Source organism: Paenibacillus germinis (genome assembly GCF_013141785.1).
GTDB classification, from domain to species: Bacteria; Bacillota; Bacilli; order Paenibacillales; family NBRC-103111; genus Paenibacillus_E; species Paenibacillus_E phytorum.
In genome coordinates, this window is sequence record NZ_WHOC01000019.1 from 152297 (window position 1) to 169818 (window position 17522).

Below are 17522 nucleotides of genomic sequence, written 5' to 3' on the forward strand. Positions count from 1 at the left end.
TTTTATTCCGGAGGTTAAAGGGTGAAAATACGCAAGCATTATTTAACACTTCGACGCTCATTCCCCCAGGTCCATGAAGAACATCCACTCGAAATAACACTAGAGGAGCTAGCGTTACATTTGGACTGTACGCACCGCAATATGGTGCTGCTTCTCAAGCGAATGCAGCAGGAGCAATGGCTTACTTGGCTGCCAAAGAAGGGTCGAGGCAATCGCTCGACTCTTATTTTCCATTCGCGCAAAGAGGATATGCTTCTGGAGGAAGCTAAGGAATTGGTCGCGAAACAGGATTTGCATTCTGCACTTGAACTGCTGCAAGCAGCTGAGCATGCTTCTTCCCTACGGGAACAATTCCAAGTTTGGTTGTCAGGGCAATTCGGCTTTCGGTCTGAAGTGCAAGGCCAGCGTCGAACGGATATTTTGCGCTTCCCACTTACGCAAACTATTCACGCCTTAGACCCTGCAGCCATCCATTATGCCGGGGAATCCCATCTGGTGAATCAGCTATTCGATGGACTCGTTCGGATGGATGCCAAAGGAGATCATATCCTGCCGCATCTTGCACACGCGTGGGATGTAGATGCTTCTCGCACCTTATGGACCTTCTATCTTCGGAAAGGTGTGCAGTTTCATCATGGCCACGAGATGCTGGCGAGTGATGTGAAATATTCACTTGAACGGCTTGGGCGCTTAGCGCCGCGTGGTCTGTATAGCTGGGCTTATGCGGGCATCATTGACATTACAACACCAAATGAAACAACAGTTTGCATTCAACTGTCTGAACGCAATGAATTATTTCTCGGATTCTTAACTACCAATCGCGCTTCTATCGTACCAGCAGATGTCTGTGAAGCAGCGGGCGGACTGATGGATAAGTCGCCCATTGGCACAGGACCTTTCCGTTTAATTGGACATGAGCAAGGGATATGGATCCTGGAGGCATTCCCTGCTTATTTTCAAGGACGTGGGTTCTTGGATCGGGTCGAAGTGTGGACAATGCCGGAGAATGAACAGACGGAATTATCAGCTCAAAGACAGCCTTTCCAAGTCATGCACAATGTGCGAATTTCAGACATGGAAGCGCAGCGTTGGCAGCAAGTACGGCAATCTGGCATGACGACGAAATTCATGACCGTGAATGAATTGAAAGATGGACCGTTAAAGAATCCATTGATTCGCGAGGCACTTAACTTAGCATTGGATCAACCCTATTTGCTGGAACAGCTCTCTGGTGATGTCATTGAAGCGGCAAGCAGTTTCTTCTTACAGCCAGAACAAGATGCGGATCGTTCAAATCATGTAATTAGCACGACGGGACAGCCAATTGATACCGAACAGCTGCTAGCAGCTTCCGGCTACCAGGGTGACGTACTGAAGCTGGCGACCATCCCACAGTATGAACAGGACGCACTCCTCTTGCAGAAAATGTACGCGATGTCCGGAATCACTCTGGAAATCCTGCTCATTCCCGCTGAGGAATTCAAGGGCGAGCTGCGCATGACGGCAGATCTGCTGCTGTTTGCCGTCATGCTAGACGAGCATCGCGAGCTGAGGCTCTACGATATGTACAAGAGCATGCGGCAGCATGCTGCGCCTGATGTACAGACCATGCTCGATGACAGCTTACAATTGCTGCGTTCCGAGTCCGATCCGAAACGCAGAATGGCGCTGCTCGAGCAGTTGGAATCCCAGCTCAAGCAGCGCCACAGCCTGCTATTTCTATATCGAAAACATCTCAAAACCGCTTACCATCCGTCGATTCGCGGCATCTCCCTCGATTCGCTTGGATGGGTGCGATTTCGCGACATTTGGTTCACATAGAACCATTCACCCAAATAAACTATTCGCTCTTCAGTGTTACACCAGCGGGTAATATGCGAACAATGTGATCACGAAGCACCACGTTATCGTGCAGTTCATCATTGAAGATGGCAATAATTCCACTATCTTCGCGAGTACGAATCAAGCGCCCAATCCCCTGTCTTAGCCTTAACAACATGTAAGGAATATCTACCTCTTCGTACGGCGAGGTTGAAGCTTGACGCTTCGCATTGAATACGGGATCTTGTGGAGGAAACGGCAGCGACCAGACAATGACATTGGACAACGAAGGACCCGGTATATCGAGTCCTTCCCATAGGGTGACAGCAGACAACACGCTGTGTTCATCCCCCTGGAAAGATCCAATCAAATGGCTAATTTCTTGATCCCCTTCAAACAAGAACGTCAGTTCTGAACAATCCGAACGACCTTTAATTTCTCGCTTAAACCGCTGCAGCTCCTCGTGGGTTGGGAACAGAATAAGCGCTCTTCCTTCTGTTCTTTTTAACAACTGAACCGCAGATTCCATCTTTTCTTGAAACGTACCGCCAGACGCCCATTTGGGTGCGATCACTTCCATCCGCTCCGCATAATCAAAAGGAGAATCTACAGAAAAGGATAGATACTTATCAAGACCCAAACTGTTAGCCACATAATCGAATGAACCCTCAACTGACAGTGTAGCCGATGAGAAAACGATTGGCATTTTGGATGAAAATACGTGCTCTTTCAGCACTTCTTTCACGGTTCTTGGCATAATTACTAGGCTTAGACCTGTAATGCTTTCAGTGGCCCAACAAATGAAGGTTTGATCGTTGCGGAACAATGCCAGCGCTTTCTGCATCATTTCCAAATGTTCTTCCACGATTTTAAGCTGGTAGTCGTTTAATGTGAACATCTCACCTTCAAAGACAAGCTCCTCTTCAATCTCCGATAAAATATCACTTAACCGGTGGATCTCTCGCAGCAATCGGTCATTGATGACAATCTGCTTACGATCCGATCCAACAATCGGTTGACAACAGCTTTCAAGCACTTCGAACATAAGCTCGCTTTGCTCAATGGCCTGATCAATACAGACGGCTAACGTCTCGCGTACTTCCCCTTTTAACAAACGAATCACTAATTCCTCGAACACCATATGCTTCAGCTTGTACGTTAGTGCTTTCTGAGCAGCTGATTCCATCAGATGTCCTTCATCGAAAACAACCGTACAATGATCCGGCAGTAAAGGAAGCTGGCCTTCACGCTTTCTTCCGTCGTACGTCCACACATGTTCCATGTAGAAATCATGCGAGCAGATAATCAGATCCGCCGAACGTCGATACGCTTCACGAGATAACGTTTGGCCGCAGCGATGGCGCTTATCACAGACGAAACAATCCTGATAGGCATCCCAACTCACCTTGTGCCACTGTTCATCATTCAGGTGTGGATAGTTTTTACGATCCCCATAAGCATGAAAAGTTTGCAGCGCTTCACGTGTGTGAACGAAGTCAGGAAGCCCTTCATGAAGCTCTCTATATAAGCCGGTATCTTCGTGTCCGAATCGCGCCTCATCAAGCTTGACGAGACATACGTATTGGTCAGGCGATTTGGCAAGTCGCGCATCGATAACGAGATCCAAGTGACGCGATATTTTATCAATATCTCCACCTGGCTTGACCAATTGCTCAATCAAAGATTCATCCGCACAAGCGATGATAGCCGGTTTCTTCATGAAACGCGAGTAACATATCGCATACAATAAATAGACAAGCGTTTTCCCCGTACCTACCCCTGCTTCCGCAAAAATGGTCGATTTATCAGCAAAAGCGCGTTCTAACTGGAACGCCATGTAAATCTGTTCGTCACGAACCTCAAAGCCCGCTTCAGGCAAAACTTCATAAAATATATCCGCAATCCAGTCAGAAACCTGCTGCATGAATGGCTGTGCGTGATCATATGCAAATGGATAACGTCCCACGTAATGTGCCCCCAACAAATAGAATCGAATCAAACTTATATTATCCCACGAATGCTGATTAAAAGCAAAGAATCGCTAGAAATAGAAACGTATGAAAAAAGCTCATTCCTCAGCACACACGCCGCTAGAATGAGCTCTCCTATTTTACATACTAAAACGTTCGCGATATCCGCACTTGCGGCATAATTCCTCGACAACTTCACGTCTGGAAAAGCCCTCGAACAATCGGTTCGCCCGTTCGCCCTCTACGATTTCGGAGAAAGGGGTTTGGTTGATATTACCCAGATTAATGACCCCTTCCCCATCCAAACAACAAGGAATCACAGTGCCATCAACAAGAATGCCTGCTTGGTTTCGCAATGCGTGACAGAAGCCCGGCCCTTCAATTTCTTCCGCCTTCAAATCCGGCCATTGGAACTCATGATCCTGATTCAGATAGACGCGATCGGCCAGTTTAACACCAGTGCCTCGTACGAATTTCTCATCGATTTTGTAATCAAGTTCGAACTCTTTCTCGAGCAATTCCAGCACTTCACGGTTTCGCTGCCGTTCTTGATTCGTCTGATTGTCCGTATCTAGATTCCATAAACGGAATGAGATAATCACATTGGACTTAGCAACGATTTCCTTAGCAAATCGCAGGATACTCGTGACATATCCTTCCTTATCCTCAGATCCTTCGTGGCCATCAAAGCTGTGCAAGGAGAAATTCATTTGCCGCAACGCCGGTTTATCCAGCAGCTTGTGTCTATTTTTGTTAATCAGCGTACCGTTGGTTGTGATATTGACCTTGAAGCCTTTCTCATGGCTCAAATCCAGCAGCTCGTCTATCTTCGGGTGCAGCAAAGGTTCCCCTTTGACATGCAAATAAATGTGATCCGTGTGCGGCTTGATTTGATCTAATATATTGGTAAATGTATCGATTTTGATAAAATTAGCTTGGCGCTTCGTTTGTGGGCAGAAGGTGCAGGCCAAGTTACAAACACTTGTAATTTCGATATAAAATTTCTTGAACTTCTTCATTACTATGGCTCCATTTCTAGCTGCGCTCCTATGATATTTGTAATTATACCAAGCAAGCTCTATGAAGGAAAGGAAATCGAACAATTAGAAAAACCATTTGACCATCCATCCAATAAAATGAGCAGACGGAATCAGGAAAACTTGCGCTAGCAGCGTTCCCAGAAATCGAGATGTCATGAGCAGCGCATAGATCTTGCCAAGCTGTCTACGTTGCGATTCGTCATGCAGTGCTTTGTCCGTGATAAGACCTAACTGCGGATCTATGAATATGGTAAGCAAAATAGTAGCAATACCGTTAATAAGTCCAGATGCTTGCGACGCTGTCGTTGCAAATTCAGGTAATAAATGCGCGGCATATAAGGAAGAAAGCACACCAACTGAATAGAAAGCTGTCACCATAATATTAATCAAAAGGAATCGCTTTGGAATCCCCAAATAACGAAATTGGCTCAGCAGCTTGACGTTTGGCTTCTTCAAATATTTTTTCGTGTTCTTCAACTGCGTCACCGTGACACTCGTTATGAGTTTCGGAATCGATCCTGCAATTTCCAACCGGGAAATGACTCGAACGCTGAGATTGATAAAAGACGGGAATAATGCAATCGCAATCAGTGTCCCAATCGACGAGGCGAATAAGCTGATTCGCAGGTATCGTTCCAAATCGAAGGTCGGTTCGACCTTCGCAAAATCAACAAAATGCGCAGTCATTGGCGCCTGAATTAAATTCGCTGTGCGTGATACTAGGACGACAATGCCGACTAAAGAGAGTGCCACCGCCAGCTTGTTCACTTGCACCCCAGCGTAACGAATCGAGTATGACAACGTTTCCGCTGTATGAATAATCATCGTCAGAATGAAGACCAGAATGAGTGTGTTCGTCATCGTATGGATTCATCCTCAGAAAGGGCTAATAATCTGCTGAGAACCTCTTCCCAATGTACTTTCATTTCTTCTCTTTGCTCCGCGCTGTCCAGCTTCTCTTGATGGAAGCTAATCGTTATTTTCCCTGGACTAGCGGCAGGCATTAGACGAATTTGAAGTGTTGACGTATTCGGGAAACCAGCAGGCTGCCAAGTCAATCGAAGCTGCTCCAGTGGCTTCACCACACGAAATTCGCCCGTCGTTCCTTCTTGCGTCACGAATTTGTGACCCTTCACGAGCTCGAATGTCGCTAAATCACCTAACCAAAGCTTTCTCCCTCGTGTTGAAGTCAGCAGCTCCCAAGCCTCCTCTTGGAAAAAGGGGAGTGTACGTCTAACACCAATTTGAAAGCCTACCGAAGCGGTCAGACCAACTGGTTTGTTGGTATTCATCTCTTCTTTCCTCCTATCGGGTTAAAATTCACCGCTTTTATACCGGAAGTCGTTTTCTCATCCAACGTATCTGCCCCCGATGATTAATCTCATCCTCTAACACGTGGTACCACATGAAATAATGGTTGGCTGGCTGGTTCTGCCAGAATGGATACTCCTCATATAACCAATCATCTGTCTTCGTCTTGAAAACATCATACGTTTTACCGCGCACCTCGCTCAAGATGTTGAGATAATAGTCGAGGTTATTTCCCTTTATTTGATCTCTTCCTTGATCCCCAAGCTCGAGGGCTGCTCCCCAGATTTTCATTTCCTCCTCGTTCAAGTCACGATGCTCGAATGTCTCTAGCTGATAAGCAACCTCGACGGCTGCGAAGTGCAGCAGCAAAGAGCCGATGGAGTTGCTTTTCGCGTCGATTGTGTAGTCTAATTGTTCAGTTGTGAGTCCTTCCACACTTCTCAGCGTTGTAAATCTGGCGTAATTCATCATTGACATCAGCCTGCTAATTTGAGGCGCATAGCCTGGTACATCAGTAATTAAAAGAAGATTAGGTGTATCTTGCATATGTACTTTCGCTCCTTGTTTAATCGTTAGAATGATCATATTTAGATTCGTTCTTTTGGTAGATTTTCCCTTCTTTTACTTAAACGCCTCTCTCAAACTTCCCTTAATCATCCCACTAGCCAGAATTCAAAAGTAACTGCCACTGCAACAACAACAACAACAACAACAACAACAACAACAACAACAACAACAACAACTAATTCCCTGTTCCCGTTGGAGTATTCGAACAATATTTGCTGTAAAACATGCAGTTAATTTCACTTCTGCTACTCTTTCCCACGAATTACCTGCATTTCCTACATCAAATTCACCCGATATACTCCGTTTGAGCCTTTTGAAGCGAATTTAGCTGCATTTTTTGCAGGTAATCCCCTCCATAGGATGTTCATTGACTGATTTTGATGCACAAAATGCATGTAGTGTGATTTCATGCAGCCCTCATGGTTGGTCGAAAATCATTACATTTCCATCGTTATATCCAACGATTAATGAACTTACCATGCGAGTAAATAAGCCATTATCAACAACACCTGGAATTAAGTTGATTTGTTTATTTAGCTCTATTGGCTCTACTATTTTTTCAAAGGTACAATCTACGATTATGTTTCCGTTATCCGTAATATACTCCTTATCGTTCCTCATTCGTATCCTTGTGTTACATCCTAGTTCCTTTAGTTTATTTATTGTTAAATTTACAGCAAAGTGTACGATTTCGACCGGTAATGGAAATTGGCCTAAATGTTCTACTCGTTTTGATTCATCTACAATTACAAAAAATCTCTTACTATTAATTGCTAGTATCTTCTCTCTGACTAATGCGCCGCCTCCGCCCTTGATTAAGTTAAAATGAGTATCAACCTCATCTGCACCATCGATCGTTATATCTATGAATTCTATTTCAGAAAAAGGCACTATAGGAATTCCTAATTTATTTGCCAATTCTTCCGAGTCTCTAGAACTCGCTACGGCCCGGATACGAAGTCCTTCATTTATTCTTTGAGCAATTTTTTGGATTGCCCAGTAAGCCGTAGATCCTGTACCTAGTCCAACTACCATGCCATCTTCAATAAATTCAACAGCTTTCTCAGCCGCTAGTTTTTTGGGGTTCAGCATTTTCTATTCTCACTCCCTGAATTTAGGTTATTCCTTACCTTATTTTGCCCTCATCATTTCTTAATTACAATCTTTGTCATTGGAAAAGGAGTTCATATATTTTCGTGAAACTCTCACAAATTTCCTTTGTATATATAAAAAAAGAAGCCCAATCTCTCAGGCTTCTCAACTTATTCATGATGAATGCCGCTCATCGCCATACCACAGTTCCCTGAACGTCGCACTCTGCCGCAGTAGTTCTTCTGAATTTCCTTCGGCCTCAATGCGGCCGTCTTTCATCACAATGATGTGGTCAGCTCGCGATAGCGCCGTTTTGCGGTGGGATACAACCAAGCAGGTCGCTTCGCTTCGGCGCTGGAACATCCGCTCCCACAGCTTCTGTTCCGTCTCGACGTCAAGCGCGCTCGACAGGTCGTCGAAGACGTACAGCTCGGCGTCGCGCACGAGCATGCGCGCTGCAGCCGTCCGCTGCGCTTGCCCGCCGGAGAGTTTCACCCCACGCGGGCCGATGACGGTGTCCAGCCCGCCAGGCAGCTGCGCGACGTCGAACTCCATCACCGCCGCGTGTAAAGCCATTTGCAAGCTATCGCCTTGCTCCGCTTGCCCGAGCAAAATATTGTTGCGCAGCGTATCGCTGTATAGCCGCGGCACCTGCGCGGTATAAGCGCTCCGCGGCGGTGTAAAGAATGTGCCCGGATCTTCGACGGGTACACCATTCCACGCAATCGTTCCCTTTCCCTTAGGCAGCAGCCCAAGGAGCGAGCGAACAAGCGTGGTCTTGCCCGAACCAATCGTTCCCGTAATAACGGTGAACGATCCTCTTTTCAAGCTGAAGTGAATGTCCGAGATCCCTCTGCCTGTATCCGAGTAAGCGTAGCTCAGTCCATTCACATCAAGCCGCTGCAGTGGGGCACTACTCGCACCCTCACGCTCAAGTCCATCGCCACCAAGACACTCATTCTCTCTCCCATTCTGAGCCAAAGGGATAGTGGACACAGCAGCCTCCGCCATTTTACTCTCCGCCTTCAAATGTAGTGAATTAACCATCGTAAGAACCCTAGCCGATGCCCCCTGCAAAAGAAACGTCAATCTCTCCAACGACACACTCATCTGCTTAAAGTACGTAATAAACTTTCCCACATTCGTAATAAACTGCGTAACAAAAGTTAAATAGTACACGAACAAAGCAAAATCTCCGACGGTAAACGTCCCAGCTCTCATTTTCGTTCCTGCTAGCAATAGAATGAGTCCCGTTCCCAGGTTAACCGAGTTAGAAAACACCGAATCCAGCACTTCACCCATGAGTCGATCCTTCAGCATCGCTTTCCTACGATCGTCACCGAAGCTGCTGAACCGAGCGATCACTCTTTTCTCCGCACCGGCGACTTGAATCGCCTGCACATTGCCGAACATTTCGCTGATCTCTCCCGTTACCTTGGAGGTAGCTTCACGGCTAGCGGCACGATACTTCTGTAAGCGAACCGTTGCCAACTGCGCAGCCGTAATAACGAGAACGATTGGCATAAACACGAGCAGAGTCATTTGAGCATCAATCCGAATCAGGATATAGCCCGATACGAGGGCAAAACAAGTCATCCCGAACACATCGACCGACCAGCTTGCTGCCTCTTCTGATTGATCGACATCATCTCGAAAATGGCTAATCGCTTCCCCCGGAGAAACGGGAATGGCCTGTGCCCCCGGCTGTTTTAATACATGCTCAAGCAAATTTCGTCTAAGCAGCATCCCCATACGAAAGCGAAAATTAACATCCGTAATAAAACCAATTACTATCAGCATAATGCGCCCTAAGGCTGCAGCCATTAACAAGGCGATCAGTCCCCATACACCATAACCCAGCGCCGACGTACCTGTCAGAGAATCGAAAAACTCTTTCGTTATAAGTCCAGGCGCAATCGGAGCCAAATAGATAACTGTCCAAGCAATCGCGTTAACCAAATACCGTATTGGCCGGTACATAATCAGCCGCCATAAATATTGAAATGTATTCATGCCAACACCTCCTCTAAGCCTGTGGCAAGTAACTGGCTGAAACGAGAGTTCGGATCTGCGGCCAGATGCTCTCTTTTACCCGATTCCAACACGCGCCCATTATCCAGAATAAGAATATGATCCGCTCGTTGAACGGTTGTTAGGCGATGCGCAATCATAATACAAGACCGCTCTGTCAATAGCTTGGAAACCGCTTTTTCCATACGCTGCTCTGTCAGCGGGTCAAGTCTTGAAGAAGCTTCATCCATGATCACAAGTCCGGGGTTCGTTAAGAAAACCCGTGCGAAGGCTAGCAGCTGTGCTTCTCCTGCAGACAGACTTCCTCCTCCGGAGGCTAAACCTGTATTTAGCCCATCAGGCATGGCTTCATACCACGCTCCGAGTCCAAGCTCCTTGAGTACTTCAATGATTTGTTCGTCTGTGATCGAATTGTCGTAGAAGGTTAGGTTATCTCGAATGGTCCCTTGCATTATTTCAATATTTTGCGTTACAAGGGCTACACGTTTACGTAAATCAACTAACTTACAACTCCTGATATCGGTACCACCAAGCGCGATACTCCCACTTTGAGGATCGTAAAAGCGAAGCAGCAACCTTGCCATCGTTGACTTACCACTCCCCGTACGGCCAAGGAGTCCTAGAACTTCTCCCGGTTTCAGAGTCAGATTTAACTCCTCAATCGTAGGCTGATCCCCATCATAACTAAACGTGACATCACGGAATTCAACACTAAGCGGTCCTTCCGGTAACGGAGTCCCAGTCCCATCCTTAATCTCAGACTGGATAGCGAACAGCTCGCGTATACGCGAAATACTGGCGTCTGCCTTTTGCAAATCTTCCATTTGCGTACGAATCTTCTCAATCGGCTTGGCTAATAGTTCCGTATAGAAGAAAATCAGATACACAGTACCTAGCGAGATATGCTGGGTGTGCCATAGATAAGCGCTAATACCAAACGCCATGGCATTGCCAAGCGCAAATACGAAAATAGACATGTTCCACATCGCACAGAAACCGAGAAAGGCTTTCACCCGAAGCGGCAGCATTTTTCTAAGCATCGTATAGAAGCGATTCATAACGAACCCAACTGCACCATTGGCGCGGATATCCTCTGTTCCTTCCAAGTGCTCACCAATAAAACCATAAAACTCTGCGTTCGCCTGCCGCCATCCCGCCCAAACTGGAACGGCGAATTTACGAATCCACTGAATCATAAAGACCGCAAAAACGACGAAAAAGGCCATCCCCGCGCCAATCAACCAATTTTCCCGAAGTAATAAAATAATGATGCCAGCCATCAAGAGCAAATTACCCAATAAATGAATGATCATGCTCGAGAAAAAATTGGCCAGTGCATTCACATCCCCATCTACACGTTCGATGAGCGAGCCTGATGTATGTGATTTATGAAATGACATATCCAGTGATAAACAATGAGCGGCAAGATCCACCCGCAGCTTATTCGTAGTTTTCCACCCTACATTTTCACTAAAATAGGTAGCAATGACGGAAACCAGCTGCTGAACAAGCGCAAAGCCAATAAACATAATCGCGGCTGTAATCAGTGGCTGCATAGCCCCTTGCGTTTGAGAGGTATCGATAAAATAGCGAATAATTTGCGGGTTGATGAGCTGAAGACCAATAGATGCGAATAAGAGCATCGTCAAAACAATGAGCGTACCCTTTTGGGGGAACAAATATCGGCTAAGCAGCTCCGTATATTGCCCCATCGTATTATGTTTTTTTTGTTTATGCTTCATATGGAAGCGTCCTCCACCATTAATTAATGACGTTAATATTTAATGTTACTAATCAATCAAACCATTTCTTATTTCGGAAAAACAAATACATTCCGAAACCAATGCCGAACATGATAAATAGAACAATAAAATATCCCCAACGCCAAGTAAGTTCCGGCATATTTTGAAAATTCATTCCGTATATCCCGGCAATAAATGTCAGAGGCATGAATATCGTCGTAATCACCGTTAAAGTCTTCATAATTGTATTCATCCGATAGGAATTTATGGAAACATAACTATCCCGGATATCCGCAGTTAAATCTCGATTGGAGTCAATTATTTCTGAGAGCTTAAGTAAATGGTCGTAAATGTCTGTAAAATAGACGACATGTTCTTTAAGACCTTCAATTTTTTCAGTATTAATAACACGATAGAGCAGATCCCTCATTGGAACAATTGTCTTTCTAATCTTTAATAGCTTTGCTCTTATTTCAAATATTTCGTTCATTAAGATGTGAACGGGAACACTTTTAACTCTTACTTCGATTTCATCTAACTGATCTTCGATTTGATATAGACTAGGGAAATATTCATCTACCAGCTTATCTATAATTAAATAGGCCGTGTATACAATACCTTTCTCACGAAACTTTTCTAGTTCTGCCATCCGATGCCATGCCTCATCAATTTCCTTAGACGGTGAATAATGGAAGGTAACAATGAAGTTAGTGCCCCAGAATAGGTCCACCTCTTCCGCAGTTAATGTTTCAGGATGCAAAGCATGAAGGACAAAAAAATGAGTATCCTCATAATGATCTAGTTTAGGTCGCTGCAGATAGTGATAGCAATCTTCTATAGCCAGTGGATGAAATTGAAAGTGCTTTTGTAAGAGTAAAGCTTCCTCCTTGGAAGGCGCATTGAAATCTACCCAGTACCGATCTATATTTGAATTTTTAAGCTCTTCTAATGAAGATAGATGGATAATCTCCTGTTCTTCGTTAACAGCCAATATTCTAATCACTTGTGTCTCCCCCTTAATTCCCTATTCATTAACCTACAACAACGATTAAAGCTTGTCCATACACAATGGCAAAAAAGCCGCAATCGCTCGCGGCCCTCATTCCCCTATTCTTTTAAAACTAATTTCAAAAATATCGGGACGTCATCATCTTTTTCTTCGTATAAAACTCTACACCATCTTTGCCATTGGCATGCAAATCTCCATAGAAGGAGTCTTTCCAGCCTGAGAATGGGAAAAAGGCCATCGGAGCCGGTACGCCAACGTTTACGCCTAACATCCCAGCTTCTACTTCTTCTCGAAATTTGCGTATGGATTTGGCATTCTCCGTATAGATGACGGCCGAGTTGCCGAATCGCGATTGATTCACAAGCAGCAGCGCTTTGTCCAAATCCTCAGCTCGGAATAGGGATAAGGCCGGCCCAAATATTTCCTCTTTCGCGATTGTCATATTTGGTTTCACATGATCAAATACCGTAGCTCCAAGGAAAAATCCTTCAGCCGAACAAGCCTCGGCCTTTCTTCCATCTAATAGAAGCTCCGCTCCCTCCTCTATCCCTTTGTCGATAAAGGCTTCAATCCTGGTACGCTGTTCGCTTCGAATGATCGGCGTAAGTGTTACTTCTTCATTCATCCCATTGCCAATTACCATATTACGCGCTGCCTGATGAAGCATGTTCACGAAATTCTCCCCGTCCCCAACAACCACAACAGCCGAGCAAGCCATGCATCTCTCCCCCGCGCTTCCAAATGAAGACATGATAATATTCTCAACCGATTTTTCAACATGGGCATCGGGCATCACGATATGATAATTCTTTGCCCCTGCTAGCGCTTGCACACGTTTACCTGCGGAAGAAGCCTTCTCATAGACATATTTCGCGACTGGCTGCGAGCCTACGAATGAGATAGCTTTCACTGCTGGAGTCGTTGTCAGCGCATTCACCACATCATGTGTACCATGGACGATATTCAGCACCCCATCAGGAAGTCCCGCCTCCTGAAATAATGCCGCCAATTTCATTGCAGTCAACGGTGTTCGCTCAGAAGGCTTTAAGACGAACGTGTTTCCACAAGCAATGGCTAAGGGAAACATCCAGCAAGGCACCATCATCGGAAAGTTAAAGGGTGTTATCCCCCCAACGACACCGAGCGGCACCCGAAAAAGCTCCGAGTCCATATCGGTAGATATGTTAGCCAATGTCGAACCCATCATATGCGAAGGCGTTCCTGCTGCAAATTCTACGCATTCGATCCCACGGAGCACCTCACCTAACGCTTCTTTATAGCTTTTACCATTCTCAGATGTAATGAGCTCTGCTAGTTCTTGCTCATGCTCCTGCAATAACTGCCAGTAGTGAAACAATACTCTTGCTCGTTTGGGTACAGGTGTTCTGCTCCATGATTCGAAGGCCGTTTGTGCCGCTAGGACAGCAGCTTCGACGTCTTCGGATGAAGAAAGCGGCACACGAGCGATGATTTCTCCTGTTGCCGGATTAATCACATCACTCACTGAACCGCTTTCTGAATCGATCCAAGCACCATTTACGAAATTTTGTAAGAGTTTCATATTCGTTCATCTCCTGGTAGGAAGAATTTTTCCCAAAAGTCTTTGGACACATTGTATAATAGGTGAAATTACTATTCTATTACGTCAACTTTCCTTACATGAAGGTGGTGAACTCGCTTGGTACAGACACTCTTACAATTAACAGTGAAAGATATTTTGCAGAGACCGCTATTCCACAAAGCAGAAGCCATCGCAAGTGAGGAAGCTTTGAACCGGAAGGTACGTTGGGTACATATCATGGAAGTGACCCAGGTCGGCCATCTTCTCAATGGAAATGAGCTTATTCTAAGCACAGGCATTGGTTGGCATGATAACGAGGAGCTTAGTCTCTCCTTTTTGCAGCAGTTAATCGACAGCGGCGCTTCAGGATTATGTATCGAGCTTGGCACGTATACGAAACAGCCTCTTGAACGGATGAAGAAACTTGCCACGAAAGAGAACTTTCCACTTATCTTTTTCCACGAAGAAGTACGATATATTGACATTACGCAGGATCTGCATGCCTATTTCATCCATCAACATCACAAAATGGTATCAGACCTGGAATCCCTCTCCACCCAGCTGAATCAATTACTCCTCTCGGGGAAAGGACTGCAGTCGCTCTTGAAGCTGCTGCATCAAACGACACACTCACAAGTCGCCTTCTTTCCCTTCGGCGCGGAGGCGCAGTTCGTCCCTACCATGCCGAAAACAAAGGCCGATGCCTTTTATGAGAAATGGATTTATGGCGAGATCTTTCAACTTCCTAATGCCAAAAACAAACTGGCCCATCGCCCTATCTTAGCATTAGAACATTTGTTCGCAGACTTACTTTTATATGCCGATCAAGAACTCAGTGAATTTCAAATCCTTGCTCTAGACAGGTTCGCAACGGCCATTGCACAAGAAATGATGCGCACGAAATATATGGAGGAGAAAACGCGATACAAACAGAACCTCTGGGTCACAGATTGGCTGAACGGCAAACATACAGGGCAAGAAATTCGCGATTATATGTTCTCCATCAAACCCTCCATGAAGCTGAGCCAAACTATCGTCTGCCTATTTGACATCGTCTCAACAGCCGAATCTTCCAAGGACTATGAAGACCTCCTTTTACAGAAGCAGATGATCGCCCGCGCCCTCTTTGAAGGTGAAGGTTTCTATCTCATGCCCACCGTCATACATGATCAAATCGTATTCATCCTACTTGACCAATTGCCATCCATGCCATCCAATGAACGAATCTCCAGAGCCATACAAAGACTTCAAAAATCAGAGGCTAATCAAGAAACAATCTTGTTCTCCCCTTGGTTCGGTATCGGGAAAACATTGAGTGACCCAACTCGCGTTAAGGAAAGCTATGAGACCGCCCAAGAAACGATTGAGATTCAGAAAGATACCGGAATGTTTGCAAGTCCTTTCTATCATGAGCAGCATGTGAACAGAGTGACTCTAAAAATGAAGCAATCCGGATTGCTGGAGTCATTCATCGATGAATACCTTGGGAAATTAATTCATTATGATCGGGAGAAAAACGGACAGCTTTTGAAGACATTGAAAGTTTATTTAGCACTGTGCGGATCCAAACAGGATACAGCCAAGGAGCTGTTTATCGTTCGGCAAACCCTGTACCATCGTCTGGATAAAATAGCAGCGCTGCTTGGTGAAGATTACATGCATCCACACAAGAGGATTGCCATTGAGCTCGCCCTACACGGCTACGAATATATGCTTGGCGCAATCATTTAAGCCTGCGTTTGCCCTTGTTTAAGGAGCAAGGACACATAATACTTCCTAGCATTAGCCGTCGTTAGATGCAGATTCGCCGTTTCACCGCCGGGATGTTCGAGATCGAGCCATGCTCCCTCCAGATCTTCCTTCACCCCGACGATTTTGAACTTCTGAGCCACGAAGTCATCCAGTTTCTGCTTCTCTAGCTTAAATTGTACATACTCAGACATGTGTGGCTCCCCCTTTGACAACTTCTACATTCTTCGACTTAACATCGCGTGAAGCTGCATGATATGTGGCTCGTTTCACGAATTGCCCGGCACCCGCCGTGCCTACGAATTGTTTATTCCGAATCACATATTCGCCTCGAGACAGAACAGTTACGGGCTCCCCAGAGATCACGATGCCTTCAAATGGATTGTAATCCACATTCATATGGTGGGTTTCAGATGAGATCGTCCGAGTTACGTTCGGATCAAAGATGACAATATCCGCATCGCATCCTACAGCAATGGTCCCCTTTTTGGGAAATAAGCCAAATAGCTTCGCAATTCGCGTAGACACGATATCTACGAACTGATTCAGCGTGATGCGGCCCTTCACTACGCCTTCTGAATATAGGATGGAGAATCGATCCTCAATGCAAGGTCCTCCATTCGGGATTTTGCTAAAATCGCCTAGTCCCAAGTCTTTTTGCCCATTAAAGTTAAAAGAGCAGTGATCAGATCCGAGCGTCTGGAGCTGTCCATTTTTCAAAGCTGTCCACAGAGCCTCTTGGTGATGTTGTGGTCTCAGCGGAGGCGACCATACGTATTTCGCCCCTTCGAAATTCGGCCTTTCCAAATAGGTCTGATCCAACATCAAGTACTGCGGGCACGTTTCCCCCCAGATATCAACGCCTTTATTCCGCGCTTCGGCAATCTGCTGAACGGCTTCCTCGCACGTCACATGAACAACATAGAGCTGAGAACCTGCCAATGCAGTAAGCTTAGCCGCACGCCCTGTCGCTTCGCCTTCAATTAAAGATGGACGCGTTAGTGCATGGTAAATCGGATCCGTATTACCCGCTTCCAGCGCTTCTTTTATCAAGTATTCAATCACATCGCCGTTCTCTGCGTGTACCATGACAAGTGCTCCGTGCCGCTTCGCCTCAAGTAATGTCCGATACAGCGTGCCGTCGTCGGCTTGGAATACATTTTTATAAGCCATAAACACTTTGAGCGAGGTGATCCCCTCTTCGTGAATCATTTTCGGCAGCTCAGCCAGCACCTCATCGTTGATCTCCGCAATCATTAAGTGAAATCCATAGTCGATGACGGCTTTGCCTGAGGCTTTTTGATGCCAAGTTTGAACAGATTGACTTAACGGTCGTCCTTTGTTCGTTAAACAAAAATCAATGATTGTCGTCGTTCCACCGAAAGCAGCTGCTCTCGTACCGGTCTCGAAATCATCGGCTGTAACCGTGCCGCCAAAAGGCATGTCAAGATGAGTATGCGGATCAATACCGCCTGGGAACACATAATGACCTGCGGCATCTACAATTTCTGCCCCTTCCTTCGATAGGTTCAGACCTATTTGCGTAATGATCCCGTTCTCGATAAGGACGTCTGCCTGATACTGGTCAACAGCCGTCACGACCGTTCCGTTCTTAATGAGCTTGGACAT

At 45.7% G+C, this 17522-nt stretch carries 14 protein-coding genes; 2 read left to right on the forward strand and 12 right to left on the reverse strand.

Annotated elements, in window-relative coordinates:
- The first annotated feature begins 21 nt into the window (after positions 1 to 21).
- The gene (locus tag GC102_RS02990) at positions 22 to 1821 is read left to right on the forward strand and encodes an ABC transporter substrate-binding protein (RefSeq protein ID WP_171688171.1); all 1800 of its coding nucleotides are present in this window, start codon (positions 22 to 24) and stop codon (positions 1819 to 1821) included.
- Positions 1822 to 1840: 19 nt separating this feature from the next.
- On the opposite strand, the gene GC102_RS02995 is transcribed toward GC102_RS02990, so the two are convergent.
- The 10 genes from GC102_RS02995 to GC102_RS03040 form a co-directional block, all read right to left on the reverse strand.
- Positions 1841 to 3787, reverse strand: coding sequence for an ATP-dependent DNA helicase (locus tag GC102_RS02995; RefSeq protein ID WP_171688172.1), 1947 nt, complete (start codon positions 3785 to 3787; stop codon positions 1841 to 1843).
- 144 nt (positions 3788 to 3931) lie between these two features.
- Positions 3932 to 4810: a radical SAM/SPASM domain-containing protein gene (locus tag GC102_RS03000; protein WP_029194982.1), complete on the reverse strand. Its 879-nt coding sequence runs from the start codon at positions 4808 to 4810 to the stop codon at positions 3932 to 3934.
- 84 nt (positions 4811 to 4894) lie between these two features.
- The gene (locus GC102_RS03005; protein ID WP_171688173.1) at positions 4895 to 5692 is read right to left on the reverse strand and encodes a lipid II flippase Amj family protein; all 798 of its coding nucleotides are present in this window, start codon (positions 5690 to 5692) and stop codon (positions 4895 to 4897) included.
- Positions 5689 to 6123, reverse strand: a complete 435-nt coding sequence (locus GC102_RS03010) for an SRPBCC domain-containing protein (RefSeq protein ID WP_171688174.1) — start codon at positions 6121 to 6123, stop codon at positions 5689 to 5691. The genes GC102_RS03005 and GC102_RS03010 overlap by 4 nt, the downstream gene beginning before the upstream one ends.
- A gap of 37 nt (positions 6124 to 6160) precedes the next feature.
- On the reverse strand, positions 6161 to 6688 hold the full coding sequence (locus GC102_RS03015; protein ID WP_171688175.1) for a DinB family protein: 528 nt from the start codon (positions 6686 to 6688) through the stop codon (positions 6161 to 6163).
- Positions 6689 to 7126: 438 nt separating this feature from the next.
- The gene (gene rpiA, locus GC102_RS03020; RefSeq protein WP_171688570.1) at positions 7127 to 7798 is read right to left on the reverse strand and encodes a ribose-5-phosphate isomerase RpiA; all 672 of its coding nucleotides are present in this window, start codon (positions 7796 to 7798) and stop codon (positions 7127 to 7129) included.
- A 177-nt stretch (positions 7799 to 7975) separates the two neighbouring features.
- On the reverse strand, positions 7976 to 9814 hold the full coding sequence (locus tag GC102_RS03025; RefSeq protein WP_171688176.1) for an ABC transporter ATP-binding protein: 1839 nt from the start codon (positions 9812 to 9814) through the stop codon (positions 7976 to 7978).
- Positions 9811 to 11574: an ABC transporter ATP-binding protein gene (locus GC102_RS03030; RefSeq protein ID WP_171688177.1), complete on the reverse strand. Its 1764-nt coding sequence runs from the start codon at positions 11572 to 11574 to the stop codon at positions 9811 to 9813. Before GC102_RS03030 ends, GC102_RS03025 begins: the two co-directional genes overlap by 4 nt.
- A gap of 52 nt (positions 11575 to 11626) precedes the next feature.
- Positions 11627 to 12577, reverse strand: a complete 951-nt coding sequence (gene corA, locus GC102_RS03035; protein ID WP_171688178.1) for a magnesium/cobalt transporter CorA — start codon at positions 12575 to 12577, stop codon at positions 11627 to 11629.
- Positions 12578 to 12701: 124 nt separating this feature from the next.
- Positions 12702 to 14144: a CoA-acylating methylmalonate-semialdehyde dehydrogenase gene (locus tag GC102_RS03040; protein ID WP_171688179.1), complete on the reverse strand. Its 1443-nt coding sequence runs from the start codon at positions 14142 to 14144 to the stop codon at positions 12702 to 12704.
- Positions 14145 to 14261: 117 nt separating this feature from the next.
- Here GC102_RS03040 and GC102_RS03045 point away from each other — a divergent pair, with 117 nt between their 5' ends.
- Positions 14262 to 15875 (forward strand): PucR family transcriptional regulator, encoded by a 1614-nt coding sequence (locus GC102_RS03045; RefSeq protein WP_171688180.1) that lies wholly within the window; start codon positions 14262 to 14264, stop codon positions 15873 to 15875.
- Here GC102_RS03045 and GC102_RS03050 read toward each other — a convergent pair.
- A complete protein-coding gene (locus tag GC102_RS03050) occupies positions 15872 to 16087 on the reverse strand; it encodes a hypothetical protein (RefSeq protein ID WP_171649005.1) in 216 nt (71 codons plus the stop codon). The genes GC102_RS03045 and GC102_RS03050 overlap by 4 nt on opposite strands.
- Positions 16080 to 17522 carry a dihydropyrimidinase gene (hydA, locus tag GC102_RS03055; protein WP_171688181.1) on the reverse strand — a complete coding sequence of 481 codons (1443 nt, stop codon included), beginning with the start codon at positions 17520 to 17522 and terminating at the stop codon, positions 16080 to 16082. The genes GC102_RS03050 and hydA overlap by 8 nt, the downstream gene beginning before the upstream one ends.